Source organism: Sorangium sp. So ce145, from assembly GCF_051525985.1.
GTDB classification, from domain to species: domain Bacteria; phylum Myxococcota_A; class Polyangia; order Polyangiales; family Polyangiaceae; genus Sorangium; species Sorangium cellulosum_B.
In genome coordinates this window covers 7,042,551-7,066,852 of sequence record NZ_CP150315.1, presented here as the reverse complement: position 1 = coordinate 7,066,852, position 24,302 = coordinate 7,042,551, and the positions used below count along the sequence as shown (strand labels likewise).

19 protein-coding genes are annotated in these 24,302 nt (G+C 72.0%); 11 read left to right on the top strand and 8 right to left on the bottom strand.

All coding sequences use genetic code 11. From position 1 onward, the window contains the following. The first annotated feature begins 27 nt into the window (after positions 1 to 27). Complete coding sequence (locus WMF34_RS26015) at positions 28 to 1,833, top strand: MutS-related protein (RefSeq protein WP_437989462.1); 1,806 nt, start codon at positions 28 to 30, stop codon at positions 1,831 to 1,833. Between the two features lie 49 nt (positions 1,834 to 1,882). Beyond that, positions 1,883 to 2,866: an aldo/keto reductase gene (locus tag WMF34_RS26010; protein WP_437989461.1), complete on the top strand. Its 984-nt coding sequence runs from the start codon at positions 1,883 to 1,885 to the stop codon at positions 2,864 to 2,866. A gap of 37 nt (positions 2,867 to 2,903) precedes the next feature. On the opposite strand, the gene WMF34_RS26005 is transcribed toward WMF34_RS26010, so the two are convergent. Together WMF34_RS26005 and argG are read right to left on the bottom strand one after the other, a co-directional pair. Further along, positions 2,904 to 3,263, bottom strand: a complete 360-nt coding sequence (locus WMF34_RS26005) for a phage holin family protein (RefSeq protein ID WP_012237679.1) — start codon at positions 3,261 to 3,263, stop codon at positions 2,904 to 2,906. Positions 3,264 to 3,414: 151 nt separating this feature from the next. Continuing rightward, positions 3,415 to 4,767, bottom strand: a complete 1,353-nt coding sequence (gene argG / locus WMF34_RS26000) for an argininosuccinate synthase (RefSeq protein ID WP_012237678.1) — start codon at positions 4,765 to 4,767, stop codon at positions 3,415 to 3,417. 230 nt (positions 4,768 to 4,997) lie between these two features. On the opposite strand from argG, the gene WMF34_RS25995 reads away from it, so the two are divergent. Beyond that, on the top strand, positions 4,998 to 5,825 hold the full coding sequence (locus WMF34_RS25995) for a GNAT family N-acetyltransferase (protein ID WP_012237677.1): 828 nt from the start codon (positions 4,998 to 5,000) through the stop codon (positions 5,823 to 5,825). A gap of 247 nt (positions 5,826 to 6,072) precedes the next feature. On the opposite strand, the gene WMF34_RS25990 is transcribed toward WMF34_RS25995, so the two are convergent. The 3 genes from WMF34_RS25990 to WMF34_RS25980 form a co-directional block, all read right to left on the bottom strand. After that, positions 6,073 to 8,286: an anthranilate synthase component I gene (locus tag WMF34_RS25990; protein WP_437994666.1), complete on the bottom strand. Its 2,214-nt coding sequence runs from the start codon at positions 8,284 to 8,286 to the stop codon at positions 6,073 to 6,075. Between the two features lie 31 nt (positions 8,287 to 8,317). Next, entirely contained in the window at positions 8,318 to 10,534 is a 2,217-nt protein-coding gene (locus WMF34_RS25985) for a chorismate-binding protein (protein WP_437989460.1), read from the bottom strand. Between the two features lie 97 nt (positions 10,535 to 10,631). Continuing rightward, positions 10,632 to 11,912 (bottom strand): isochorismate synthase, encoded by a 1,281-nt coding sequence (locus WMF34_RS25980; protein ID WP_012237674.1) that lies wholly within the window; start codon positions 11,910 to 11,912, stop codon positions 10,632 to 10,634. Between the two features lie 718 nt (positions 11,913 to 12,630). Between WMF34_RS25980 and WMF34_RS25975 the strand changes: the two genes are divergently transcribed. From WMF34_RS25975 to WMF34_RS25965, 3 genes are all read left to right on the top strand, one after another. Beyond that, positions 12,631 to 14,034 carry an ABC transporter substrate-binding protein gene (locus tag WMF34_RS25975; protein ID WP_437989459.1) on the top strand — a complete coding sequence of 468 codons (1,404 nt, stop codon included), beginning with the start codon at positions 12,631 to 12,633 and terminating at the stop codon, positions 14,032 to 14,034. 122 nt (positions 14,035 to 14,156) lie between these two features. After that, positions 14,157 to 15,089 (top strand): carbohydrate ABC transporter permease, encoded by a 933-nt coding sequence (locus WMF34_RS25970; RefSeq protein WP_437989458.1) that lies wholly within the window; start codon positions 14,157 to 14,159, stop codon positions 15,087 to 15,089. Between the two features lies 1 nt (position 15,090). Further along, positions 15,091 to 15,969 carry a carbohydrate ABC transporter permease gene (locus WMF34_RS25965; RefSeq protein WP_012237671.1) on the top strand — a complete coding sequence of 293 codons (879 nt, stop codon included), beginning with the start codon at positions 15,091 to 15,093 and terminating at the stop codon, positions 15,967 to 15,969. Positions 15,970 to 16,006: 37 nt separating this feature from the next. Here the strand turns inward: WMF34_RS25965 and WMF34_RS25960 are convergent, their stop codons facing one another. The 3 genes from WMF34_RS25960 to WMF34_RS25950 are packed head-to-tail and all read right to left on the bottom strand — an operon-like array spanning position 16,007 to position 17,639. Further along, a complete protein-coding gene (locus WMF34_RS25960) occupies positions 16,007 to 16,543 on the bottom strand; it encodes a hypothetical protein (protein ID WP_012237670.1) in 537 nt (178 codons plus the stop codon). Then, on the bottom strand, positions 16,540 to 17,262 hold the full coding sequence (locus WMF34_RS25955; protein ID WP_437989457.1) for a DUF4166 domain-containing protein: 723 nt from the start codon (positions 17,260 to 17,262) through the stop codon (positions 16,540 to 16,542). Before WMF34_RS25955 ends, WMF34_RS25960 begins: the two co-directional genes overlap by 4 nt. Beyond that, complete coding sequence (locus WMF34_RS25950) at positions 17,262 to 17,639, bottom strand: hypothetical protein (RefSeq protein WP_157906907.1); 378 nt, start codon at positions 17,637 to 17,639, stop codon at positions 17,262 to 17,264. Before WMF34_RS25950 ends, WMF34_RS25955 begins: the two co-directional genes overlap by 1 nt. 282 nt (positions 17,640 to 17,921) lie before the next feature. On the opposite strand from WMF34_RS25950, the gene WMF34_RS25945 reads away from it, so the two are divergent. The 5 genes from WMF34_RS25945 to WMF34_RS25925 all read left to right on the top strand — a co-directional run bounded on the left by WMF34_RS25945 (position 17,922) and on the right by WMF34_RS25925 (position 24,231). Further along, the gene (locus tag WMF34_RS25945) at positions 17,922 to 19,097 is read left to right on the top strand and encodes a hypothetical protein (protein WP_012237667.1); all 1,176 of its coding nucleotides are present in this window, start codon (positions 17,922 to 17,924) and stop codon (positions 19,095 to 19,097) included. 59 nt (positions 19,098 to 19,156) lie between these two features. Next, positions 19,157 to 19,816 carry an RNA polymerase sigma factor gene (locus tag WMF34_RS25940; protein WP_437989456.1) on the top strand — a complete coding sequence of 220 codons (660 nt, stop codon included), beginning with the start codon at positions 19,157 to 19,159 and terminating at the stop codon, positions 19,814 to 19,816. After that, positions 19,813 to 20,919 carry a hypothetical protein gene (locus tag WMF34_RS25935; protein ID WP_437989455.1) on the top strand — a complete coding sequence of 369 codons (1,107 nt, stop codon included), beginning with the start codon at positions 19,813 to 19,815 and terminating at the stop codon, positions 20,917 to 20,919. The genes WMF34_RS25940 and WMF34_RS25935 overlap by 4 nt, the downstream gene beginning before the upstream one ends. Before the next feature lie 415 nt (positions 20,920 to 21,334). Beyond that, complete coding sequence (locus WMF34_RS25930) at positions 21,335 to 23,338, top strand: hypothetical protein (protein ID WP_437989454.1); 2,004 nt, start codon at positions 21,335 to 21,337, stop codon at positions 23,336 to 23,338. A 278-nt stretch (positions 23,339 to 23,616) separates the two neighbouring features. Continuing rightward, positions 23,617 to 24,231 carry a hypothetical protein gene (locus WMF34_RS25925; RefSeq protein ID WP_437989453.1) on the top strand — a complete coding sequence of 205 codons (615 nt, stop codon included), beginning with the start codon at positions 23,617 to 23,619 and terminating at the stop codon, positions 24,229 to 24,231. Positions 24,232 to 24,302: the final 71 nt, after the last annotated feature.

Sequence of the window (24,302 nt, the reverse complement as noted above, 5' to 3'; positions counted from 1 at the left end):
CGGCGCGCCTCGCGTGTCGACGGGGGCATGCCGAGACCCTCCCTGGCCACCGCGCAGCGGCGGCACCGGACACCGGACGAGCGCTCCGGCCCGACGCATCGTAGTAGGCTCGAGGTCGTGAGCGCGGCGCCGCCGGAACCCGTCCTGCCTGACGCCCCGCCCGGACAGCGCTCCGCGCCCGATCTCCTCTCGCATCGGCCGGCGCTCCGGGTCGACGCGCGGGCGGTCAAGGAGTCGCTGGCGTTCGCGTTCGCGGGCGGCGCGCCCGCGGGGGCGTTCGATCGGCACGTCGAGTCGGCCTCGCTGCCCGCGTCGACGTGGGATCCAGCCCGCTTCGCGCAGCACGTCTTCCTGCGTGAGCTCATCGTGGGCTGCCTCCATTTCACGAGCGAAGGCCGCACGTACATCCCGAGCCCGGCGCTGCTGGGCCGCGCCCTCTCCCAGCCGCCGAGCGATCGCGACACCGTCGAGCTCCGGCGCGCGATCTTCCGGGAGCTCACCGGATCGGAGGCGCAGCGCCGCGATCTCGAGCGCGCCTACGCGGCGCTGCGCCGCTGGGTGGGCCAGATCGAGACGATCCCCATCTCTCGCGGCGAAGGCAGCCGGCGCCGGCTGGACATCCTCGCCGCCGCCAAGGACGCGTTCGACGCGCTCGCCGGTGGGTTCGCGGGCGCTCGCTCGGGCCTGTCGCGGCTCTCGGCGTTCGGCGCGGCCGTGCGCGAGAGCGAGGCGTACCGCCGCCTCGCGGATCTGCTCGCGTACGACGAGGAGATCGCGACGCTGGATGTCCGGATCCGCGTCGGCTCCGACGGCCATGTCCGCGATCTGCGCGCCCTGTCGATCCGCGAGAACAGCGAGAACCGCTTCTACCAGTCGTCGCTCGGGCGCCTGATCACGAAGCTCGTGATGCTGTGGAGGGGGTACCGGTTCAGCGACGACGAGCTGCTCGCCCGCCACGTCAACAGCGTGTTCGACGGCATCGAGGACGATCTCGTCGCGCTCGTCCAGCTGCTCGGAGATCTCGAGTTCTACCTCGCCGGCCTCGCGCTGCGCGACCGCGCCCGCGCGGCCGGGCTCTCCGTCTGTCTGCCCGAGCTCGCCTCGCTGGGCTTCTCCGACGGCGCGCACGGCGCGCGCGGCGGGAGCCCTGGGCGCGAGCTCAAGGGGCTGTTCAACCCGCTGCTCTTGGCGAGCTCGGCGAGCACGGTCCCGTGCGACATCGCGACCGATCACCACGACGCGACCGTCATCGTGACCGGGCCGAACTCGGGGGGGAAGACCCGGCTGCTCGAGGCGCTCTCGCTGGCCCAGATGATGGGGCAGGCGGGCTTCTTCGTGCCGGCCGCGGAGGCGCGCCTCTCGCTGTGCCACGGGCTCTTCGTGTCGCTGATCGAGCAGGCGCAGGCCGATCAGAGCGAGGGCCGCCTCGGGATGGAGCTAGTCCGCATCAGGTCGCTGTTCGAGGCGATGCAGGTCGGCGACATGGTGGTGCTCGACGAGCTCTGCTCGGGCACGAACCCGTCGGAAGGCGAGGAGATCTTCCAGCTCGTGATCTCGCTCCTCTCGGAGCTCCGCCCTCAGGCCTTCATCACGACGCACTTCCTCGAGCTCGCGGCGCGGCTCGAGCGGGAGCGGCCGGTCGATCGGCTCGTGTTCCTGCAGGTCGAGCTCGACGCGCAGCAGTGGCCGACCTACCAGTTCGTCGACGGGGTCGCCCGGACGTCGCTCGCGCACCGGACGGCGGCGCGGCTCGGGGTCACGCGCGAGGAGCTCGTCGCGCTCGTCGAGCGCAGCAAGCGCGCGCACCGCCGCCGCGGGGCCGAGCCCGCCTGAGCGCGGCCACGCTCGCCGTGGCGGGGGAAATCTGGTTGTATGCGCCGCCATGGAGTATCGACCTCTTGGCAGGACGGGTTTCCGCGTCTCCTCGGTGAGCTTCGGGGCCTGGGCGATCGGGGGCACCTGGGGCGACGTCGACGACAAGGAGTCGCTCGCGGCGTTGCACCGGGCCGTCGATCGAGGCGTGAATTTCTTCGACACCGCGGACGTGTACGGCGACGGCCGGAGCGAGCGGCTGCTCGCGCGGCTCAGGCGCGAGCGGCGCGAGGAGATCGTCGTCGCGACGAAGGCGGGCCGGCGCCTGAGCCCGCACACGGCGGCAAGCTACAGCGAGGGGAACCTCACGGCCTTCATCGAGCGCAGCCTGAAGAACCTCGAGACGGACGCGCTCGACCTCGTCCAGCTGCACTGCCCGCCGACGGACGTCTACTATCGGCCCGAGGTGTTCGACGCCCTCGATGGGCTCGTGAAGGCGGGCAAGATCCGGTTTTACGGCGTCAGCGTCGAGCGGGTGGAAGAGGCGCTCAAGGCCATCGAGTACCCCGGCGTGCAGTCGGTGCAGATCATCTACAACGTCCTCCGGCAGCGCCCGGCCGAGCTCTTCTTCCCCGAGGCGAAGCGCCGGCAGGTCGGGGTCCTGGCGCGACTGCCGCTCTCCTCGGGGCTGCTCACCGGAAAGATGAGCGCGGCGACCCGGTTCGCGGCCGACGATCACCGCAACTTCAACCGCGAGGGCGCCGCGTTCGACAAGGGCGAGACGTTCTCGGGCGTCGACTACGGCCTGGGCCTCGAGGTCGTCGAGCAGCTCCGCCCGCTCGTGCCCGCCGGCGTGAGCATGGGCGCGTGGACGATGCGCTGGATCCTGATGCAGGACGCGGTGACGTGCGTGATCCCCGGCGCGAAGCGGCCCGAGCAGGTGGACGAGAACGCGAGCGCGGCGGACCTGCCGCCCGTGCCGCAGGAGACGATGGCGAAGATCCGCGAGATCTACGACCGGCGGCTGCGGCCTCACGTTCACCAGCTATGGTAGACGCCGCCCGGGCGAGGGCTGCGAGGGCTGCGAGGGCTCACAGGATGCGCGGCAACAGCCATCCTGCGAACGAGATGAGGGCCGCCGTGCCGAAGAGCGGCCCTAGCCCCCGGATCTCGAAATCATCGATGAGCTTGTCGGTGACGTAGAGCAGCACCGAGTTCACGACGAGGCCGAAGAAGAGATACGCCAGGCCCAGCGTGAGGATGGCGGCGGGCAGGAGCGCCACCGCGACCAGGAACTTCACGAGCCAGCCGAGCAGCAGGTTGAGGACGGTGAACACGGCGGCGACGACGAGCGCCGTCTGGGTCTTTCGGATCCGCACGCCGGGCAGGATCTTCGTTCCGACGAGGACCGCGAGGCCCGCGGCGAGTGCCTGGATGATGAGCGCCTTCATGACCACCTCCCTGGGCCGGCACCGCTCGGGCGGGCCGGCGTCCGCACCTTCCTCGTGACCCAGGCAGGTGCCGGACGCAACCTCGTCGGGGGCGTCGCGAGCGGAGCCGGCGCGCGGCCTCCGCTCAGCCTCAGCGGGGCGCCGCCCCGGCTCATTCCTTCGGCTTGTCGCCGCCGAGCAGCTCGCCGATGGCCGGGGCGCCGCCCGGGCCGAGGGCCTGCGTGCTCTCGATGAGGTGGATCAGGAACTGGCGGTTGTCCGTCACCGAGAGGTTCTGGAGCTCGAGCGCGCCGATGCGGTCCTCGGGGGTGAAATAGGCCTCCTCGACCTTCTCCATCGAGAGCTTGTGCGGCGCATAGGCCATGTAGTCGGCGCGCGTGCTCAGGATGTTGTAATCGTCGCCGCGGCGCAGCTCGAGCGTCACCTCGCCGGTCACGCCGGGGGCGATCCAGCGCGAGAGCGCGTCCTTCAGCATCATGGCCTCGGGGTCGTACCACTTGCCCTCGTAGAGCAGACGCCCGAGGCGCCTGCCCTGGGTGAAGTACACGTCGAGGGTGTTCTCGTTGTGAATGGCGGACAGGAGCCGCTCGTAGACGGCGTGGAGCAGGGCCATGCCCGGCGCCTCGTAGATGCCGCGGCTCTTCGCGTCGATCACCCGGTTCTCGATCTGGTCGCTCATGCCGAGCCCGTGGCGCCCGCCGATCCGGTTGCACTCGACGAACAGCTCGAACAGGGAGCCGAAGCGCTTGCCGTTGATCGTCGCCGGGACGCCGCGCTCGAACCCGAGGGTCACCGTCTCGGCCTCGATGGCGACCTCCGGCCGGAAGGAGGCGACGCCCATGATGGGCTGGACGATCTTGATCCCGGTGTTCAGGTGCTCGAGGTCCTTCGCCTCGTGCGTCGCGCCGAGCACGTTGGCGTCGGTGCTGTACGCCTTCTCCGTCCCCATGCGGTAGGGCAGCCCGTGGCGCTCGAGGTACTCGCTCATCTCCTTGCGCCCGCCGAGCTCTCCCACGAACCTCGGATCGAGCCAGGGCTTGTAGATCTTGAGCGAGGGGTCGACGAAGATGCCATAGCGGTAGAACCGCTGGATGTCGTTACCCTTGTGCGTGCTGCCGTCGCCGAAGACGTGGACGTCGTCGTCGCGCATCGCGCGGACGATCGCGGTCGTGGTCACCGCGCGGCCGAGCGGCGTGGTGTTGAAGTACTTCTTGCCGCCCGTCGAGAGGTGGAAGGCGCCGCACTGGATGGCGAGGATGCCCTCGCGGACGAGCGCCTCGCGACAGTCCACCAGCTTGGCGGAGACCGCGCCGTGCTGCAGGGCGATCGGCGGGATGTCGCCGGGGGAGTCCTCGTCCGGCTGCGCCAGATCGGCGGTGTACGCGTGCACCTTGAGCCCGTTGCGCGAGAGCCACGCCACCGCGCAGCGCGTGTCGAGGCCGCCCGAGAACGCGATGCCGAGGTGGGTGCCCGCCGGGGGGAGTGAACGGAAGATCCTGCTCATGGCGGCGCAGCATAATCGCAACGGCCGCGAGCGCGCGAGCGGAGATCGCGGGGCGGCGGAGGCGCCTGACGGCGCGTGTGCGTGCGCGCGAGCGACCACCGCCCGCCCGCTCCGCCGGGGCGGCGCGGCCGCGCGCCGGCTTGCACGAAACGGCGCAGACCGGGCCTCATCGGACTAGGATGGAGGACACCGTGTCGCGCGAGCCCTGCTCGCAGATGAGGTGCAAGTCCATGCCGAAGCTGCCGTACGCCGAGATCGCCCGGATCGAGGAGCGCCGGCTGGCGGTCAGCGTCGCCGCCGTGGTCGCCTGCGCGGAGCCCATCGCGGGCGGGTGGATGGCCTTTGATGGAGAGGGTTCCTGGGGAAACTTCGCTGTCGGGCTCGGGCTCGATGGGCCTGTCTCCGGCGAGGATCTCGATCGCCTCGTGGCGTTCTACGCGGCGCGCGGCGCGGAGCCGCAGATACAGGTCTGCCCCTTCGCGCACGGATCGCTGGTGCGCGGCCTCGCCGATCGAGGGTTCGTGCTGCGGGAGTTCGAGAACGTGCTGGCGCGCGAGCTCGCGCCGGACGAGGACCTCCGCGCGCTGGCGTCGTATGGTGGCCCCGGGGAGCTGGAGATCGTGCGCATCGATCCGGGCGACGAGGCGCAGGTCCGGGTGTTCATCGAGATCGCGACGAGCGGCTTCCGGCCCGCGGACGCGCCGATCTCGCCGGTGCTCTTCGAGATCACGCGCCGCGTGGTCGCGCACCCCGGCTGCGACTCGTACCTGGCGCTCGTGAACGGCGAGCCCGCCGGCGGCGGCAGCGTGGAGATCTCCGGCGAGGGCGCCGCGCTCTTCGGCGCCTCGGTGCTCCCCCGGTTCCGCGAGCGCGGCATCCAGCAGGCGCTCATCGCCCGCCGCCTGGAGCGGGTGCGCGAGCAGGGTCGCCTGCTGGCGTGCATCAGCGCGAGCCCCGGTATCCCCACGGAGCGCAACGCGATGCGGCTCGGCTTCTTCATGGCGTACAGCAAGGGGATCTTCACGCGGCGGAGCGAGAGCCCAGAGGCGCCTGCCTGAGCCGCTCCGGGGCGCCCCGGGCCTCGTCGGCGGAGGCGCACATTTCAGGCGTGCAGCGCTGTTCGTGCAGAACCGAAATGAACGCCCGGGACATCCATGCGAAATACCCGACCCTGACGGAAGTGCGCCGTGGCACGCCTCATGCTGATATGCTGGTTCAGCGCCGCTGGCGTGGCCTTTCCCCCCCCCGAGGCCCCGGCGGCGCTTTTTCATTTCGCCGCCAGCGTCCCGCTTTACCGCTCGACCGTCACCGCCCGCCGCCCCGCTGCAGCTCGGTGACCGCGTTCCTCACGAGCCGGAGCCCCACGTTGTCGTCCTGCGACAGGATCGACTCCGGATGGAACTGGACGGCGGCGAGCGGCAGCTCCGTGTGCTCGATCGCCATCACGACCCCATCCTCGGTCTCGGCCGTGACCTGCAGCGACGCGGGGAGCGCGTCGCGCAGCGCGTAGAGCGAGTGGTAGCGACCCGCGCGGAACTCGCGCGGCAGCCCCTCGAAGAGGCGCCCGCCGAGCACGCGCACCTGCGAGGCCTTGCCGTGCATCGGGTAGTCGAGGACGCCGAGCTTGCCGCCGAAGTGCTCGACCATCCCCTGCAGGCCGAGGCAGACGCCGAAGACGGGCAGCCGGCGCTGGAGCAGCGCCGCGAGCGTGCCCGAGAGATCGAAATCGCTCGGCGTGCCAGGGCCGGGCGAGAGCACAACGAGGTCGGGAGCGTAGGCGTCGAGCTCCTCGTGAGGGAAGCCGGCGCGGAGCGTCATCACCTCGGCGCCCGTCTGCCGGAGGTAGTTGGCCAGCGTGTGCACGAAGGAGTCCTGGTGATCCACGAGGAGGACCTTGCGCGTGCCGCCAGGCACCGGGTGGATGGCCGCCGGAGGCGGCGTGGCGATACCGCGAGGCCTCCGGATCGCGTCGAGGAGCGCCGACGCCTTCACCTGGGTCTCGCGCTCCTCCTCGTCGGGGTCGGAGTCGAAGAGCAGCGTCGCGCCGACCCGGACCTGGGCCACGCCGTCCTTGACCCGGATCGTGCGCAGCGTGAGCCCCGTGTTCATGCTGCCGTCGAAGCCGACGATGCCGACCGCCGCCCCGTACCAAGCGCGCGGCGAGCGCTCGTGATCCTCGATGAACTGCATGGCCCAGGCCTTCGGCGCCCCCGTGACCGTGACCGCCCAGGTGTGCGCCAGGAACGCGTCGAGCGCGTCGAAGCCGTCGCGCAGGCGGCCCTCGATGTGATCGACCGTGTGGATCAGCCGCGAGTACATCTCGATCTGCCGGCGCCCGATCACCCGGACGCTCCCCGGGACGCAGATGCGGGACTTGTCGTTGCGATCGACGTCGGTGCACATGGTGAGCTCCGACTCGTCCTTCGCGGACGCGAGCAGGCGCGCGATCTGCGCGGCGTCGGCGAGCGGGTCGCTGCCGCGCGGGATCGTGCCCGAGATGGGGCAGGTCTCGACGCGATTGCCCTCGACGCGGACGTACATCTCCGGCGAGGCGCCGATCAGGTACTCGGCGTTGCCGAGGTTCATCAGGAAGCCGTAGGGCGCCGGGTTGCGCTCGCGCAGGCGGTAAAACAGCTCGGTGGGCGCGACCGGGCACGGCTCGTAGAGCGTCTGCCCCGGGACGACCTCGAAGAGATCGCCCCGCTTGAAGGACTCGCGCGCCACCCGGACGAGCTCGGCGTACTCGCCCGGCGCGTACTCGTTCTGGGGCGCGCGGTCGGCGCCGACGTAGGCGTGCGTCGCGCCCTCGCGCGGCAGCCCTTCGGTCGAGCGATCGCCGAACTTCAGCTCGTAGCGCGTGCGCGTCGCGCGCTCGCGGCGGTGGTCGACGGCGACGATCTCGTCGGGGAGGTAGAGGACGAGATCCCGCTGATCCGCCGGGCGCTCCAGGCGGAGGCGGATGGGCTCGAACTGGAACGCGAGATCGTACGCGAACGCGCCGTAGAGCCCGAAGAGCGGGTCGCCGGGGACGCCGAAGAGCTCGATGAGCCGGCGCAGCACCGAGAAGATGGACGGCTGCCGGCTGCGCAGCTCCTCCGGCACCCGCTCGCCCGGCGGCCGGACCGCGCCGACCACCTCGTCGCCGCGCCGCTCGAGGGCCGCGACAGCGTCGAGATCACGGAGGGCCTCGTCGATGGCCGGCAGCAGCACGCGCCCGCGCTCGTTCAGCGCGGTGAACCGGAAGTCGCGGCCCCGGGAGACGAGCACGAGCGGCGGATCGACGAAGCCGATGTCCCAGCGCGTGTACCGGCCCGGGACCTCGTAGCTGGACGCCAGGACCACGCCGAGGTGGCTGTCGAGCGCCTCGACGATGGGCTGGATGGCGCCGTCGACGGCGAGGTCCTCGACCGTCCGCCGCACCGCGACGCCCCTCCGCGTAATGTTGCTCTCTCGTTTCACGACCGCGTCTCCTTCTGTGCGATGAGTATACGCGGTGCGGCATGCGCACCGTACCGGCATCTTTGCCGCGTGCACGTCTCCGTCGGGCGTGTCATCCGCGCTGCGCGCTCGTCGCGCGCACTTCTTGCGCGGACGCCCGGCCTCCGTCCGCGGCTCGCTCCGCGAGGTAGATGGCGCGGAGCAGGGGGAAGCTCTTGACGAGGATCTCCTCGTACTCGGCCTCCGCGCTCGACTCCGCGACCACCGCGCCGCCGCTGCCGAAGCTGAGCCCCCGGCCGTCGGCGACGAGGGTCCGTATGGCGATGTTCATGTCCATGGGGCCCTCGTACGCGAGGTACCCGATCGAGCCCGTGTAGACGCCCCGCGTGCGCCGCTCCAGCGCGTCGATGATCGAGATCGTCCGGTGCTTCGGCGCGCCGGTGATGGACCCGCCGGGGAAGCACGCCTCGAGCGCGTCGAGCGCGCCCTTCCCGTCGCGCAGCGCGCCCGTGACCACCGAGGAGAGCTGGAGCAGGGTCGCGTGCTCCGTGATCCGCTGGAGCGCCTCGACGTCGATCGAGCCCATGGCGCAGACGCGGCTGAGGTCGTTGCGGACGAGGTCGGTGATCATGAGGAGCTCGGAGCGGTCCTTGTCGCTGGTCGCGAGATCGCGGCGCAGGGCCAGGGTCTCTTCCTCGGTGGCGCCCTTCGGTCGCGTCCCCTTGATGGGCTCGCTGCGCACACGCCGCTCCCGGTCGACCGCCAGGAACCGCTCCGGCGACGACGAGAGCACCGCGCCCTCCGGCAGCCTGAGGAACGCCGAGAACTGCGCGGGGTTCGTGCGGCGCAGGACGCGGTAGAGGGCGAACGGATCCAGCGAGGTCCGCACGTGGAACTCGTTCGTGAGGCACACCTCGTACGTCTCGCCCTCGCGGATCTCGCGGAGGATGGCCTCGATGGCGTCGAGGTGCTCCCGGCGCGAGAGGCGCGGCGCGTGCGCGATCCGGTCGGCGAAGCCCTCCGGGACGGGCGGCAGGAGCGGCTCCGAGAGCGCCGGGAGGCCCTGGAGGCGCGCCGCGATCTCGTCCAGCCACGGTCCGGACGGGGGCGAAGCAGGCTCGTCGGCGTCGATCTCGTCGCTCGCCTCGATCGCCTCGATCGCCTCGATCGCGCACGCGTGCACCGTGCGCTCGACGTGGTCGAAGGCCAGGAGCCGCCGCGCGATCATCATCGCGCTGTCCGGGAGCGCGCGGCGCGGGTGAGCGGACGCGCCGAAGCCGAGGTGCTCCTTGAGCTCGTAGCCGAGGTAGCCCACGAGGCCACCGGTGAAGTGGAAGGGCAGGCCGCTCGGATCGAGCGATATCGAGGCGAGCTCCCGCCGGAGCGCGACGAACGGGCTCCCCTCGGACGTGGTCGGGGTGCGGGCGTCCCCAGGGCCGCCGGCGCTCCACCGCGTCACGGCGGCGCCGCGGCTCTCGATGGCCTCGGTCGCGCTCCCCATGAACGAGAAGCGCCCGTCCCGGCCGGTCGCGCTCGAGTCGAGCCAGAACGCGTAAGGGGCCGCGGCGAAGAGCCCGGCGAAGGCCCGCTCGGGATCGACCCACGGGAGCCGGAGGTGACGCACGCGCCCGCGTCGCCGCGCGCCCGCCGGCGCGCCCGGCGCGCAACCGCCCGGCGCGCCTGCGGAGAGGCCCGGCGCGCGCGCGATCCGGCGGAGCGCCGCGCCCCTCCGGTCGCGCGGCGTGTTCATGGCGATATTTCTGAAGTTGCTGATGATTCTCTTGCCGTGCTCGGTGCCGATCGACTCGGGGTGAAACTGCACGCCGTAGAACGGCCGGTCCTTGATCTTGAGGGCCATGATGAGCCCGTCGCCGCGCGTGCGCGCGGTCACCTGGATCTCCGCCGGCAGCTCGCCGTCGCCGACGATGAGCGAGTGGTAGCGCACCACCTGGAACGGGCTGGGCACGCCCTCGAAGAGCCCGGCGCCGTCGTGCTCGATCTCGACGATCTTGCCGTGCATGACCCGCGGGGCGTGCTCGACGCGCCCGCCGAAGCGCGCGGCGAGCCCCTGGTGGCCAAGGCAGACGCCGAGGATCGGCGTCCCGGCGAGGGCCTCGATCACCTCGGCGCAGACGCCGAAATCGGCCCGTCGCTCCGGGCGGCCGGGGCCCGGCGAGATGACGATGCTGTCGAGCTCCAGGCCCTCGATCTCGGCGAGCGAGAGGCTGTCGTTCTTGACGATGATCGGCTCCTCGCCGCTCACCTCCCAGAGGTACTGCCCGAGGATGTGGGTGTACGAGTCGTAGTTGTCGATGAGGAGTGTCTTCACGGCGAAGCTCGCCTCGGGGCCCGCATCGAGGCCGTCGATGCAGGCGAGCCGGCGCGGATCCCGGCTCGGGTGAGGCGCCCCGGCGGCGGGCGCGGCATCAGGGGCGGATGATGGCCGCGAGCATGGCCTGGAGCTTGAGCTGCGTCTCGACCAGCTCGGCCTCCGGGTTCGAGCCCGCGACGACCCCGACGCCCGCGACCATCCGCGCGCGCGCGCCGTCGACCGTGGCGCTGCGGATGCCGATGAACCAGTCGCCGTCGCCGCGGGCGTCGACCCAGCCCACGAGCCCCGCGTAGAGCCCGCGCCGGATGCCCTCGTGCGCGCCCAGCCAGGCCTCCGCCGCCTGGCGCGGCGTGCCGCACACGGCGGGCGTCGGGTGCAGGCGCGCGGCGAGCGTGAGGGCGTCCGGCGCCGCCTCCGCGAGCTGGCCGTGGATCGGGGTGCCGAGGTGCATCACGTTGCGCAGGCTCAGGATCGACGGCTCGCTGGGGACCTCGAGCGACGCGCACTCGGGCGCGAGCGCGGCGGCCACGGCGTCGACCACGAAGCGGTGCTCGCGCTGGTCCTTGGCCGAGCGCCGCAGGACCTCGGCGAACCGGCGGTCGGCGTCGACGTCGGCGGAGACCGCGTAGGTGCCGGCGAGGGGGTGCGAGGAGACGGCGCGCCCGCGGCGCGAGAGCAGGAGCTCGGGGCTCGCGCCGAGGAAGCCGTCGACGTGGAAGATCGCGCACGAGGGGTAGAGCGCGGTCAGGCGGCGCAGGACCTCCTCGACGACGATGGGGCGGTTCGCCTCGACGTCGACCGCGCGGGCCAGCACGACCTTGGAGAGGGCCCCCTGCTGGATGTCGGCCACCGCGCGCGCGACGCGCCCGCACCACTCCTCGTGCGGGAGCGCGGAGCGGAGCGTGAAGCTGTCGGGCGAGCGCCGGTGGCCCTCGGCCCGCTCCAGGTGCGGCGCCGGGGCGGCGCCCTCGCCGATGGTCGTGACCCACGCGGTCCCGTCGGGGGCCGCGCCGACGATCTGGGCCGGCACGACGAGCGCGGCCGGCTCCGTCCGGTCGAACGGCAGGGCGCCGAGCGCCACCGGGCCGCAGCCCGGGCGTCCCACGGCGTCGGCGGCCTCGATCGACGCGAGCGTCTCCTTGATCCACGCCACGCCGCCCTCGATGCCGTGCGGCAGCTCCAGGCGGGCGGCGACACCGTGCGCGACCAGCTGGGTGCCGGGGTGCAGCCAGACGCGCGCGCCGTCTCCCATGAGCGACGAGACGCCGCCGGGCAGCTTCGCGAGCGTGTCGGCGTCGAGCCGGAAGGTGCGGGCGACGAGCCGCGCCGCCTGGCGGGGGGCGTCGGCCGAGGAGGAGAACGTCAGGGGAGTCATGCACCGCCGTGCGCAGGCCGGTTCGGGCTCGTCCTGCTCGGCAGGACCAGCCTGGAGCCAGCAGGCCACGAGCCCGCGGCACCGTGCCGGATCGCGAGCGCCGGCCACGCAGCATCGGCTCTACCGCCTCCGGAAAGGCTCCGCAAGCGCAAAGCAGCCCACGTTCAGGGCGCGCGCGACGCGCGTCTACCGCTGAATTGCCGCCGAAATTGCGCTTCGGCGCGAGGTGGTGGCGTCGGCGCGCGGGCGCGCGCACGTATTGCGCGCGTTGCCTCCGCGCGACGCAGGCGCATCGCGTTTCGCCTCACCTCATCTCGCGGCCAGCGCGCGTCGTGTCGCGTCTCGCGGCCAGCGCTGCTGTCTCGTCTCACCGCGCCGCCAGCGCGCGTCGCGTCTCCGCGCGGCACATCGCGCTTCGCGCCGCGCTGTGTGCGGCGTGTGCGGCGCGCCGCGCGCCGTCTGCTGCGCCGCCAGCGATCAGCGAGCAGAGCAGTGCCGAGCAGCGCGCGCTCCGTCCCGTCTGTGATCGACGGCTCTTTCCTGAGCTTTTTACCCCTGGAGAGGCGGCGCGATCGCTTGCTCCCGAGCGCGCATCTGGTCGATGCTGCCGCGGGCACTCGCCCTTCGGGGCGCGGGCGTGAGCGGCGCATCTCGATAGCTCTGCCGGCCACCGGGAATGCGGAAATTCTCCAGAACAGAGCTCAGAAAGGATCCTGCGATGGACCCCACTCGGCAGCATCATCTCCGCGCATGGCGAGCCGCAGCGCTGCTCCTCTTCGTCGTCGGGCTGTGCGCCTGCCGCGGAGACAAGCGCCCGCCTGCCCGCGAGAACCCCCCTGGCGCCGCCGCCACGACGGCGGCCGCTGTGTCGGAGGCGCCGGGCGAGAAGGCGATCAAGGCGCAGCCCCCCGCCGTGCCGAACGCCGCCGAGGCGAAGCGATACGCCGGCAGCAAGCTCAAGTATTACAGCGAGCCGGTGGGCGTGGGCGCCGAGCTCGACAGGGTGATGATCCAGCAGTTCCAGAAGGACACCGGCATCGAGGTGACGATCATCCCCCGTCCCAAGGACGCGACCGAGACCTACTCCGTCTACCAGCGCCTCTTCCAGGCGCAGTCCGGGGACATCGACGTCATGATGCTGGACGTCATCTGGCCCGGCGCCTTCGCGCCGAACCTCGTCGATCTGAGCGAGAAGCTCGGCGAGGCCGCGAAGCAGCACATCGAGAGCATCGTCCAGAACAACACGGTCGACGGCAAGCTCGTGGCGATGCCGTGGTTCACCGACTTCGGGCTGCTCTACTACCGCACCGATCTTCTGGAGAAGTACGGGTACCAGAAGCCGCCGGAGACGTGGGACGAGCTGGAGCAGATGGCGAAGAAGATCCAGGACGGCGAGCGGGCGGCGAGCCCGAACTTCGTCGGCTTCGTCTGGCAGGGCAAGGCCTACGAGGGGCTGACCTGCAACGCGCTGGAGTGGATCGCCTCCCACGGCGGCGGCGCGATCATCGAGGAGGGCAAGATCACCGTGAACAACCCGGAAGCCCAGAAGGCGCTCGCGCGCGCCAGGGGCTGGGTGGGCTCGATCTCCTCCGCCGGCGTGACGAGCTACGAGGAAGAGGACGCGCGCAACACGTTCCAGGGCGGCAACGCCGCCTTCATGCGCAACTGGCCTTATGCCTACGCGGCGGGCAACGCCGAGCGTTCGCCGATCAAGGGCAAGTTCGCGGCGGGCCCGCTGCCGCACGAGCCTGGACAGAAGAGCGCGGGCACCATCGGCGGATGGCAGCTCGCGGTGTCGAAGTTCTCGCCGAACAAGGACGCGGCGATCGAGCTCGTCCGCTACATGACGAGCCCCGAGGCGCAGCGGTTCCGCGCGACCGCGGGCTCTTTCCTCCCGACGATCCGATCGGTGCAGCAGGACGCGGAGGTGGTGAAGTCGCTGCCCTTCCTGGCGAGCGCGAAGGACATCGCGCTCGTGCCGCGCCCCTCGAACAGCACCGGCGCCCGGTACAACGAGGCGTCGATCGCCTTCTTCCAGGGGGTGAGCCAGGTCCTTCAGGGCAAGGAGCCGAAGGCGGTGCTCGGGCAAGTGGAGCAGCGGCTCACGCGCGCGCTTCGCTGACACCGCGCGCCGCGCGCCGCACGCCGCCCTCGCGCGCCTCGCCCGCCATTGGCACGGCGCGCGGCGCGCGGCGCGGCTCACGAGATCTCCCGGCCACACCACCTCGCGAGAACGGATATCCCATGAGCATGCCGGCGAACCCAGCGGCCACGAGCGCGGCGGCCCCTCCAGACCACCCGTCGCTCGAGGCGCGGCGACGGCGGCGCGCCTGGCTGTTCCTCCTGCCGACGCTCGCGGTCGTCGCGTTCATCGCCCTCTATCCCCTCGCCGAGACGTTCTACCTGAGCTTCACGAACGCGCGCCTCGGCGCCGGGGAGCCGGCCAGGATCATCGGGGCGCAGAACTACGTCGATCTCGTGCAGGACAGCTACTTCCACGACGCGGTCCTGCTCACGGTGATCTTCACGGTCGTCACCGTGCTCGGCGAGCTCGCCCTCGGGCTCGGCGTCGCGCTCGTCGTCAACTCCCGCTTCAAGGGGCGCTCGGCGGTGCGCGCGGCCATGCTCATCCCCTGGGCCATACCGACCGTCATCTCGGCCCAGATGTGGAAGTGGATGTACAACGACGTCTACGGCGTCTTCAACGACCTGCTCGTCAACCAGCTCGGCGTCCTGGACCGCAACATCGCCTTCGTCGCCGATCCCGCGGTGTCGTTCTGGGCCGTGGCGCTCATCGACGTCTGGAAGACGACGCCGTTCATGGCGCTCCTCCTCCTCGCCGGGCTGCAGCTCATCCCCCACGATCTGTACGAGGCCGCGCGGGTCGACGGCGCGACGGCGCTCCAGCAGTTCACCCGGATCACGCTGCCGCTCCTCAGGCCCGCGATGCTGGTCGCGCTCATCTTCCGCACGCTCGACGCGCTCCGGGTGTTCGACGTCTTCTTCGTCATGTTCGGCAACCGGCCGGACATGCAGACCATGGCGACCTACGCGCAGCAGACCCTCGTCAGCGTCTCGGACATCGGCTACGGCTCGGCGATCTCCGTCGCGCTCTTCCTCATCATCGCGGTGTTCATCATGATCTATCTCGCGGTGTTCCGCGCCGAGGAGGTGTGAGATGAGCGGCGCTTCGCGAGGCGCAGGGCGGCGCCGTTCGCTGGGACAGGGCGCCTTGCGGGCCCTGCTCTACCTGCTCGTCGCCGCGGTGCTCGTGTTCACCGTCTTCCCGTTCGTCTGGGCGTTCGTCTCCTCCATCAAGCCCGACGACGAGCTCTTCACGACCCCGGTCCGCTACTGGCCCGGCCGCGCGACGCTCGACAACTACCGCCTCGTGCTGGCGAACGGCGAGTTCCAGACGGCGCTCCTGAACAGCGTGATCGTCGCCGTCTCGGTCACCGCGGTGTCGCTCGCCGTGGGCTCGCTGGCCGCCTACGCGCTGGGGAGGTTCCGCTTCCGAGGGCGCAGCCTCGTGCTCTACGTGGTCCTGGGGATGACCATCTTTCCGCAGATCGCCGTGCTCGGCGCCCTGTTCCAGATGATCAACTTCTTGAATCTGTACAACCAGCTCCCCGCGCTGATCCTGACGTACCTCATCTTCACGCTCCCGTTCACGGTGTGGGTGCTCACCGGCTTCATGAAGGCGATCCCGCGCGAGATCGAGGAGGCGGCCTACGTCGACGGCGCGACGCACTGGCAGGTGTTCACCCAGATCATGCTGCCGCTCTCGGTCCCCGGGATGGCGACGACGGGCATCCTCGCCTTCATCGCCGCCTGGAACGAGTTCCTGTTCGCGCTCTCCTTCACGCAGACGCCGGACAAGCGCACCGTGACCTACGCGATCCAGGCGTTCTCGACGACGAGCAGCGGGCTCTACGAGATCCCCTGGGGGCAGACCATGGCGGCCTCCATCGTCGTGACCGTGCCGCTCGTGGTGCTGACGCTGGTCTTCCAGCGGCGCATCCTCGCGGGGCTCACGGCGGGCGCGGTGAAGGGCTGACGGCGCGTCAGGCGGTGCGCGCGGCGCGGGCGGCGGCTCACGCGCGCCCCCACGGGAAGCGCAGCCAGCGGGGCCCGTAGGCGGCGCCGAGGTCGCGCAGCCCCGAGAGCAGCACGCCCGCGGCCATGAGCGGCAGGATCACGCGGAGCGAGAGCGGCGCGTCCCAGCGGGAAAAGCCGGTGGGGCCGCGCGCCCAGCGCCAGATCTCGGGGACGAGGTGGGCGAGCGCGCCGCCGTAAATGATGCCCATCACGGCGTGCATCACCCGCTCTCCCGGGTACACGCCGCCGAGCGGCCTCCGGACCGTGTCCTCGACGACGAAATCGCGGAGCGTGATCGCGATCTCCGCGAGGAGCAGCGCCGCGAGCGCCCACGCGGCGAGCCCCTCCCAGCGCACGAACGGCAAGGAGGCGAAGAGCACCGCGTACAGGAGATCGCGCGCGCCGTGAAGCACGAGCTCGGGCGCCGTGCCCGGCACGCCGCCGGGCAGGCGCGCCCGCCACTCGTGGTAATAGAGCGTATCGAAGGCGCCGAGCGCGCCCTGCACGGCGAGGAGCACGAGCGCCGTGATCATGCGCGGGGCTCCGGCGCGCGGGGCTCCGGCGCGCGGGGCTCCGGCGCTGACGGCGCGGTCGATTCCGGCGTGGACCCGCCGGCGCGAGCGGGGGGCGCCTCGCCGCCCGCCTCGTTCGCCACGCGCCCCTCGTACGCGACGAGCAGCCCGGCGACCGGCGCGAAGATCCGCACGTCGACGTGGACCTCGTCCTGGAGCGGCCCGGCCCGCCCCTCGATCCGCGGGGCGAGCCACCGGGGCAGCGGCAGGCCGAGGCGGCGGAGCCCGAGCGTCGACCGCACCTGCTCGAACACGAGCGCTCCGCCCTCGGCGCGGAGCCGGAACCAGCACTGGACGAGGCCGAGCCCCTCCACCAGGAGATCACCCGCGCGCCACTGCGAGGAGAAGAGCGGGCGAACCCCGAAGGTGCGGAGCCACCGCTCTCCGTCGCCCGCCGGCTCGACGGCGAGCGTCACGGCCACGTCCTCGGCCGCCTCCGGCATGCGCAGCAGGCCGGCGACCAGGCGCGCCGCGAGCCCCCGGCCGCGCCGCACGCGGAAGCGGCCGCGAGCGCGCGCGCCGCCCGCGTGGAGGCGCTGCACCGGCGGCGCGAGCGCGGCCCACGCGGCGCCGAGGAGGGCAGGGTAGAGAGCAGGCGCTGGAACACGCCGCGTCGCGCTCGAGCAGGACGCGGGAGCTCTCCGGGGTCGACTGTCCGGCTCCCCGGCGGGGCCGCGCATCAGGCGTCCTCTGGGAGCATCTCCCGCGGCACCGCAGGGCTCCTCGGGGCGACGGCCGCGTCGGCGAGATCGCGGATCTTGACGATGATCGCGTCGTCTGCGTCGCTCCGCGCCTCCTCGCAGTACGACCGGATCTGCCAGAGCAGCTTGCGGGTGCGCCGCAGCTCGAAGACGAGCCATCGGGTCTCCGGCTTCGCCTCCTGGGGGTGGCGCTCCAGCTCGACCTCGATCTCGCGGATGCGCTCCTCGATCTGCTCTCCGGTCGGGAGGATGCGGCCGTTTCCGTGACAGTCCTTGCACAGATAGGGGCCGGAGTCCGTGTTGATCTCGCCTTCGCCATAACAGCTCGCGCACGTCACCAGCTCGTAGGAGTTCATGGGGCGCACTCTATCCGATCCCGTGCCGTGCTCGCGACCGGCGTCGCCGTCGTTCGATCGGTCGCTCGGTCGCGCCACGGGCGGTGGCGTCGTGCTCTCCGGCGTGGCAGGCGGTGACGCCTCCGCCATGGAACGCGCGCCGTCGCGACCGGCGTCTCCCGCAGGCGCCGGGGGCCTGGCCGTCTGGCGGTCTCGCCCTCGCGGCGATTTCGCCCAAGGCCACAGAGCTCTGCGCGTCCTAACTCCGCTTGCGCCGTTCCTTGCGGTAATGGGAGGCATCCTGTGACCTGCCCTCATCCCTCGCCTCGGGGCGCGCTGTGCGTCCTGGCCGTGTGCGCCTTTTCCCTCGGCTGGCCGCGCGTCGTCGTGGCCGCCCCGCTCCCGCGGCTCGCGGTCCAGCGGGCGCCCGCTGCAGCCGACTGCCCGGACGCGCCGTCGCTCGCCGTCGCGGTCGAGCGGGTGATGGAGAGGCGGGCTCTCGACCCCGTGAGCACCGCCGGCCCTCCCACCGGCGCCGGCGCCGCTGCCGGCGACACGCCGGCGAACGCGGGCGGCGCCCCTCCTGGCGACACGCCAGCGAACGCGGGCGGCGCCCTGGCGAGCGCGGACGGGGCGACCGAGATCGAGGTCCGCTTTCTCCACGACGGCGCCACGTACACCGCCGTCCTTCAGGCAGGTGGTCGCACCCGGCAGCTCTCGTCCGAGGTGGGGGCGTCCTGCGGCGAGCTCGTCGAGGCGGTGGCGCTGACCCTCGCCATCCTGCTCGACAGCGATCCGCCCGCGCCGGCCCCTGCCGCGCCCGCGCCGGCAGCGCCCGCGGCGGCCCCTGTCGCGCCCGCGCCGGCCCCTGCCGCGCTCGCGCGGGCGCCTGTGGTGCCGGCGCCGCCGCGTCCTCCGCCTCGAGCGGCGCGCGGGGACGTCTCGATGGAGCTCGGGGCCGCGCAGACCATGGGCATGCTCGATCCCTTCCGGGCGGCCGCGATCGCCGATGTCTCCCTGCGGCGCCGCGGGTGGTCCGCAGGCGTCGGCGGGGTATGGCTGCCCCCCCAGGACACCGAGCTCGCGCCGGGCGTCGTCTCCCTCGGGCTCGGCGCCGCCACGGCGCGCGGCTGCGCCACGATCGCCGGCGATCTCGACGGCCTCCGGCTCTCGGCCTGCGCGGCGGCGGTGCTGGGCGCCGTTTACGGCTCCGGCAAGGGGTTCGCCCCGGACCGCGAGGCCTCCGCGCCCTGGTTCGCCCTCGGCGGCTCGGCCGTCGCGGAAGGGACCCTCCTCGGCTCCAGCGCGCTGGGCTGGTCCGCGCGCGCGACGCTCCTCGCGCCGGTCGCGCGGGCGCGCTTCACGGTCGAGCGTCGCGCGGGCGGCGAGGCCGGCACGCCCCTGACGCACGACGTGGCGCTCGACCCCTCCCCGGTGGGGCTGCTCGTCGGCCTGAGCGCCCGCGTGTCGATTTTTTGATGGCGAGCCACGGGACCCGCCACGGAGGCGATGGGCATGGCGAGAAGCGGCAGGACAGGATGACCTTCGGAGAGGTCTATGCGCAGCACTTCCGGTTCGTGTGGCGCTCGCTGCGACGCCTCGGTGTGCCCGAGAGCGACGTCGCCGACGCGGTCCAGGACGTGTTCCTGGTCGTCCATCGGCGGCTGTCCGAATTCGAGGGTCGGTCCAAAATTACGACCTGGCTCTACAGCATCTGCTTTCACGCCGCCCGTGACCGGCGCAAGCTCGCGCATATGAGGCGGCGTGCTCACGACAACGAGCCGCTGCTCGACTGCGCCGATGACCGGGCCGACGTCGGCGCGGAGGCGGAGCGGCGGCAGGCGATCACGCTGCTCGAGGCGATCCTCGACGAGCTGCCCCTCGAGCAGCGCGCCGTGTTCACGCTCTTCGAGCTCGACGGCATGGGCGGCGAGGAGGTCGCCGATCTGCTCGACGTCCCGCTGGGGACCGTCTACTCGCGCCTCCGCCTCGCCCGCGATGCGTTTCGCCGCGCCGTTGCGCGCCTGAAGGCGCGCGACGAGTTCCACGTGGGCGGGCCCCGGGTCATGCGGTCACAGCCCGTGTTGAAGGCGGCCGTCGAGGCGGCGCCGGTGCCCGAGGGGCATCCCTCGGTCGTCCTTCCGCTGCCGGAGGTGGATCGGCAACCCGTCTGGAAGCGCGCGGGAGGTGAGCGATGAGCGATCCGGTGCGCTGGCTCGACGCCGAGGCGAACGCGCTCGAGATGGAGCGCGAGCTCCTGCGAGCAGCGCCGTCGGCGGACCCGCCCGACGGGGCGCAGGAGCGGGTGTGGGCCGCGATGGCCGCGCAGATCGGCCTCGCCGGAGCCGCCGGGCTCGGAGGGGCTCAGGGCGCCGCGGGAGGGGCGCTCCCGGTGAACGGGGGCGGCGCGGCGAGCGCGAGCGGCGCGGCGAGCGCGGGCGCTGGCGAGATCGCCGCGGCCGTGTCCGCGGGCAAGGTGGTGTCCGTTGCGACGGGCGCCGGCGCTGGCGGCGCGGCGGTCACCGGCGGCGTGGCCGCAGCGGCGGGCGCTGCGGGTATCCTGAAGGCGATGCTGTTCGGCGCCGCCTGCGGGGGCCTGATCGTCGCCGGCTATGCCGTCGTGGCCCCGTCGAGCGAGGCGCCGCCGGCTCGGATCGTCGAGGCCGCGGAGGCCGTCGCGGCGCCGGGATCCGCGCCGGTTTCGCCGCCGGAGGGCCGTGAGCCTGCCGCGCCTGCCGAGCCGGCACACGCCGAGCCGCCGCCTGCCGAGCCGGCACCTGCCGAGCCGCCGCCGGTCGAGGCGCCGCTGCGATCCAGGCCGCTTCCGCCGGCCGAGGCGCCGCTGCCGGGCAGGTCACCCGCGCGGACCGGCCCCCGCGCGGCCGCGACGCCCGCGAGCCCGGGCGCGCCGCCATCGGAGCGCGCCGCGAGCGCGCGGCCCGCGGCCGGGGCGGACGTCCTCGAAGCGGCGCCCGCGCCGGAGGCCACAGGCGCGGAGCTCGGCGCGGAGGGCGCGTCCAGCCCGGGGCTGCGGGAGAGCCGGCTGCGCGAGGAGCTGACGCTCCTCGGCGACGCGCGCGCGGCGCTCCGTCGCGGCGACGCCGGCGGCGCGCTGAGGATCGCCGAGCAGGCGCGGCTCCGCTTCCCCGGCGGCGCGCTGGCGCAGGAGCGCGAGGCGCTCACCATCGAGGCGCTCTGGCAGAGCGGCGATCGCGCGGCGGCCGCGCAGCGCGCGTCGGCGTTCCTCGTGGCCTATCCGTCGAGCCCGCACGTACCTCGCCTCCGCTCCTTCACCCCCTAGTACTACAGCCGTACTTGGTCCGAGGTGCGGCTGTAGACATCAAAATCGTCGAGAAATCCGTGCCCGTCCGCCCGTCTACAGCCGCAAATGGACCGCAAGTACGGCTGTAGTACTAGAACATCGATCACGTTGATCAAGCGAGAATTAACCGCCAAGACGCCATAAGACGCCAAGAATCACAAAAATCTTGGCGTCTTATGGCGCCTTGGCGGTTGAAATTCTGCGCTTCTCAGGCAGTTTCAACCCGTTTGTCGCTCTGCGATTTGCGGGGGCGATCCGGGGGCGGGGAAGGGGGCTGTCCGCATCGTTTGGGGGCTGGGTGGTTTTTTGAAATGGGAAGCGAGGCGGGCGTCCCTTCACGTTCGGTCACTGCCGGTGTTTGACGGCGCGTCACGGCACCGCGCAAGGAGGAATTATGTCTTCGAGGCTATCAAGAGCGCTGTCTCCCTTTCTCGTCCTGAGCGCCGTCTCGCTCGCGGCATGTCAAGTCGAGCTCTCCCTCGGCGGGGCGGGCGCCAGCTCCAGCTCGGGAACGGGCGGAGAAGGCGGCAGCGGCAGCAGCGGAGAAGGCGGCAGCGGTGGCAGCTGGAGCGACGCCGTCACCTCCACCGCCGGCGTCACCTCAGGCACAGGGGGCTGGGACCCGCCGGAGTTCACGCCGGACAAGGTCGATCTCCTCTTGGTCGTCGACAACTCCGTCTCGATGGCGGACAAGCAGGAAGTGATGCGCCTGGTGCTCGCCGACTTCGTCGATGGCCTGACCAACCCGCTCTGCGTGGATCCGACCGGTGTTGCTCCGGGCTTCCGGCCCCCGAGCGGGTCGAGCGCATGCCCCGCTGGCACATTGCGCGTGCGCACTCCGGTGCAGGACATGCACATCGGTGTCATCAGCAGCAGCCTCGGCGGCCACGGGTCGAGCGCCTGCCAGGGGCAGACGTCCGCTTCGAACGTCGACATGGCCCACCTCCTCGCGCGCTCCAATGAGGGGGTTGCCGAGAACGACCTGCCGACCTATCAGGACAAGGGCTTCCTCGTGTGGGACGCGGCCGGAAGCCACGTCCCCGCGGGAGACTCCGACCCGGCGGCGCTCGCCGAGAAGCTCAGCGACATCGTGCAAGGGGTCGGGCAAGCCGGGTGCGGCTACGAGGCGCCGCTGGAGAGCTTCTATCGCTTCCTCGTCGATCCCGAGCCGTATGAGACGATCTCCGTGTCGCCGACGCACGAGAACATCGTGCTGGGAGGGCTCGACACGACGCTCCTGGCGCAGCGGAAGGCCTTCCTCCGGCCGGACTCGCTCCTGCTCATCGTGATGCTCTCCGACGAGAACGACTGCTCGATAAGGGAGGAAGGCAAGAACTACCTCGCCGCCGAGGTGGCAGCGGGCTTCAGGATGTGGCGGCCACGGAGCGAGTGCGCCACCAACCCGAATGATCCGTGCTGCAGGAACTGCTCACAGCAGCAGGACGGTTGCCCCCACGATCCGACCTGCACCGACTCCCATGGCAACACCGCCAGGCTCACCGCGGCGGAAGACCCGGTGAACAGCCGGTGCTGGGACCAGAAGCGCCGCTTCGGGTTCGACTTCCTCTACCCGGTCGAGCGGTACACCCGGGCGCTCACGGAGCCCTGGGTGGTGTCGAGGAGCGGAGAGCTCGTGCCGAACCCGATCTTCTCGGATCTGGACCCAGAGGACGACAACACCCGGACCCGAGGGCCGCAGCACGTCATGTTCACCGGCATCGTCGGCGTGCCTTGGCAGGACCTGGCGCGCCAGAACGCGCTCGGCGAGCCCGATCTCCTGGGCGGCCTGAACCAGTTCGGCCAGCCGGTCGGCGGGCTCAAGAACGCCGCTGAGCTCGCCGACCCGCCGTCCGGCACGACCCTCAGCAGCACCTGGGAAGCTGTCCTCGGCGATCCGGCGAACTACATCCTGCCCGCGGATCCGCTCATGATCGAGTCGGCGGCGCCCCGCTCGGGCGATAACCCGATCACCGGTGAGCCGCTCGTCCAGCCGAACGCCAACGGCTGGAACGGGATCAACGGCCGCGAGTACACGATCCCGCTGGGAAGCACTGGAGATCTCCAGTACGCCTGCATCTTCCCCCTCGCCGAGGAACGCAACTGCGACGGTACGGCCCAGTCGTGCGATTGCAGGCCGATCGCCGGCGTGCCCAGCGACAACCCGCTGTGCAAGCCGGAAGGCACGAACGACCCGTCGGATCCCGGGGCGCGGTCCACGACGCAGGACCACGCCAAGGCCTACCCTGGCCTCCGCGAGCTGCAGTTGATCCGGAGCCTCGGGGAGCGCGGCGTCGCAGGCTCCATCTGCCCGGCGCAGCTGGCCGACCCCTCGTCGCCTGACTACGGCTATCGGCCGATCATGAACGCCGTGCTCGACCGGCTCTCCACCGCGCTCTGACGCGCCGGCGCCCCCATCGACGTGGCCCGCCCAGGGACGGCGCGCGGAACGCATGCGCCGCTCCTGGGCTCGCGGAGGAGACGACTTCCGCGCGCTCCCGCGGATCCTCCCGTCAAGCCGTTGGCACAACCGCGACACAGCAAGACACCGCGATCGCGGTGCCCGCGCCGAAAACTGCGCGCTCCGCCCAAATTGCGTCTGCTTCCCGTGGCACCGAAGCTGCTTCATGGTGGGGTTCGGACAAACGCAACGCGGAGGTTCTGATGCGCCACAAAGGGATGGCTCTCTTGCTGATCGTGATCGGGCTCGTGGGCTGCGCCAGGGACGACGGCGGCGACACCGGTGAATCGGTGGATCCGTCCGAATCAGAGACGTGCGGCGGGTTCCTCGGGACCAGCTGTCCCGACGGGCTCGCCTGCGTCGACGATCCGAGCGACGACTGCGACCCCGAGCACGGCGGCGCGGACTGTCCCGGCGTGTGCGTCGAGGACCCGCCGACGACGATGTGCGGCGGATTCGCGGGTTTCCCGTGTCCCGACGGGCTCGAGTGCGTCGACGATCCGAGCGACGACTGCGACCCGGCGCGCGGCGGGGCGGACTGCGGCGGCATCTGCGTGGAACCGACGCCCAAGCCGCCGTTTTGCGGGGGGTTCGCGGGGTTCGAGTGCCCCGAGGGGCTCGAGTGCATCGACGATCCGAGCGACGACTGCGACCCGAAGCACGGCGGGGCGGACTGCGGCGGCATCTGCGTGGTGCCCGAGCCACGGCCGCAGGCGTGCGGCGGCATCACGGCGCGCCCGTGCCCCGAGGGGCTCACCTGCATCGACGATCCCGGCGACGACTGCAGCCCGCCGATCGGCGCGGACTGCGGCGGCATCTGCGTCGCGCGCTGAGCCGGCGCGCAGCCTGCGCCAGAGGGGAGGCGCCGCCCTGACGAACGGGCGCGCCCGCTGCGCGACGGCGC

Excerpts from the sequence above, each read along its gene's own strand:
- WMF34_RS26015 (WP_437989462.1), top strand. The coding sequence starts at position 28 with ATGCCGAGACCCTCCCTGGCCACCGCGCAGCGGCGGCACCGGACACCG.
- WMF34_RS26010 (WP_437989461.1), top strand. The coding sequence starts at position 1,883 with ATGGAGTATCGACCTCTTGGCAGGACGGGTTTCCGCGTCTCCTCGGTG.
- WMF34_RS26005 (WP_012237679.1), bottom strand. The coding sequence starts at position 3,263 with ATGAAGGCGCTCATCATCCAGGCACTCGCCGCGGGCCTCGCGGTCCTC.
- argG (WP_012237678.1), bottom strand. The coding sequence starts at position 4,767 with ATGAGCAGGATCTTCCGTTCACTCCCCCCGGCGGGCACCCACCTCGGC.
- WMF34_RS25995 (WP_012237677.1), top strand. The coding sequence starts at position 4,998 with ATGCCGAAGCTGCCGTACGCCGAGATCGCCCGGATCGAGGAGCGCCGG.
- WMF34_RS25990 (WP_437994666.1), bottom strand. The coding sequence starts at position 8,286 with ATGCCGGTACGGTGCGCATGCCGCACCGCGTATACTCATCGCACAGAA.
- WMF34_RS25980 (WP_012237674.1), bottom strand. The coding sequence starts at position 11,912 with ATGACTCCCCTGACGTTCTCCTCCTCGGCCGACGCCCCCCGCCAGGCG.
- WMF34_RS25975 (WP_437989459.1), top strand. The coding sequence starts at position 12,631 with ATGGACCCCACTCGGCAGCATCATCTCCGCGCATGGCGAGCCGCAGCG.
- WMF34_RS25970 (WP_437989458.1), top strand. The coding sequence starts at position 14,157 with ATGAGCATGCCGGCGAACCCAGCGGCCACGAGCGCGGCGGCCCCTCCA.
- WMF34_RS25965 (WP_012237671.1), top strand. The coding sequence starts at position 15,091 with ATGAGCGGCGCTTCGCGAGGCGCAGGGCGGCGCCGTTCGCTGGGACAG.
- WMF34_RS25960 (WP_012237670.1), bottom strand. The coding sequence starts at position 16,543 with ATGATCACGGCGCTCGTGCTCCTCGCCGTGCAGGGCGCGCTCGGCGCC.
- WMF34_RS25955 (WP_437989457.1), bottom strand. The coding sequence starts at position 17,262 with ATGCGCGGCCCCGCCGGGGAGCCGGACAGTCGACCCCGGAGAGCTCCC.
- WMF34_RS25950 (WP_157906907.1), bottom strand. The coding sequence starts at position 17,639 with ATGAACTCCTACGAGCTGGTGACGTGCGCGAGCTGTTATGGCGAAGGC.
- WMF34_RS25940 (WP_437989456.1), top strand. The coding sequence starts at position 19,157 with ATGACCTTCGGAGAGGTCTATGCGCAGCACTTCCGGTTCGTGTGGCGC.
- WMF34_RS25935 (WP_437989455.1), top strand. The coding sequence starts at position 19,813 with ATGAGCGATCCGGTGCGCTGGCTCGACGCCGAGGCGAACGCGCTCGAG.
- WMF34_RS25930 (WP_437989454.1), top strand. The coding sequence starts at position 21,335 with ATGTCTTCGAGGCTATCAAGAGCGCTGTCTCCCTTTCTCGTCCTGAGC.
- WMF34_RS25925 (WP_437989453.1), top strand. The coding sequence starts at position 23,617 with ATGGCTCTCTTGCTGATCGTGATCGGGCTCGTGGGCTGCGCCAGGGAC.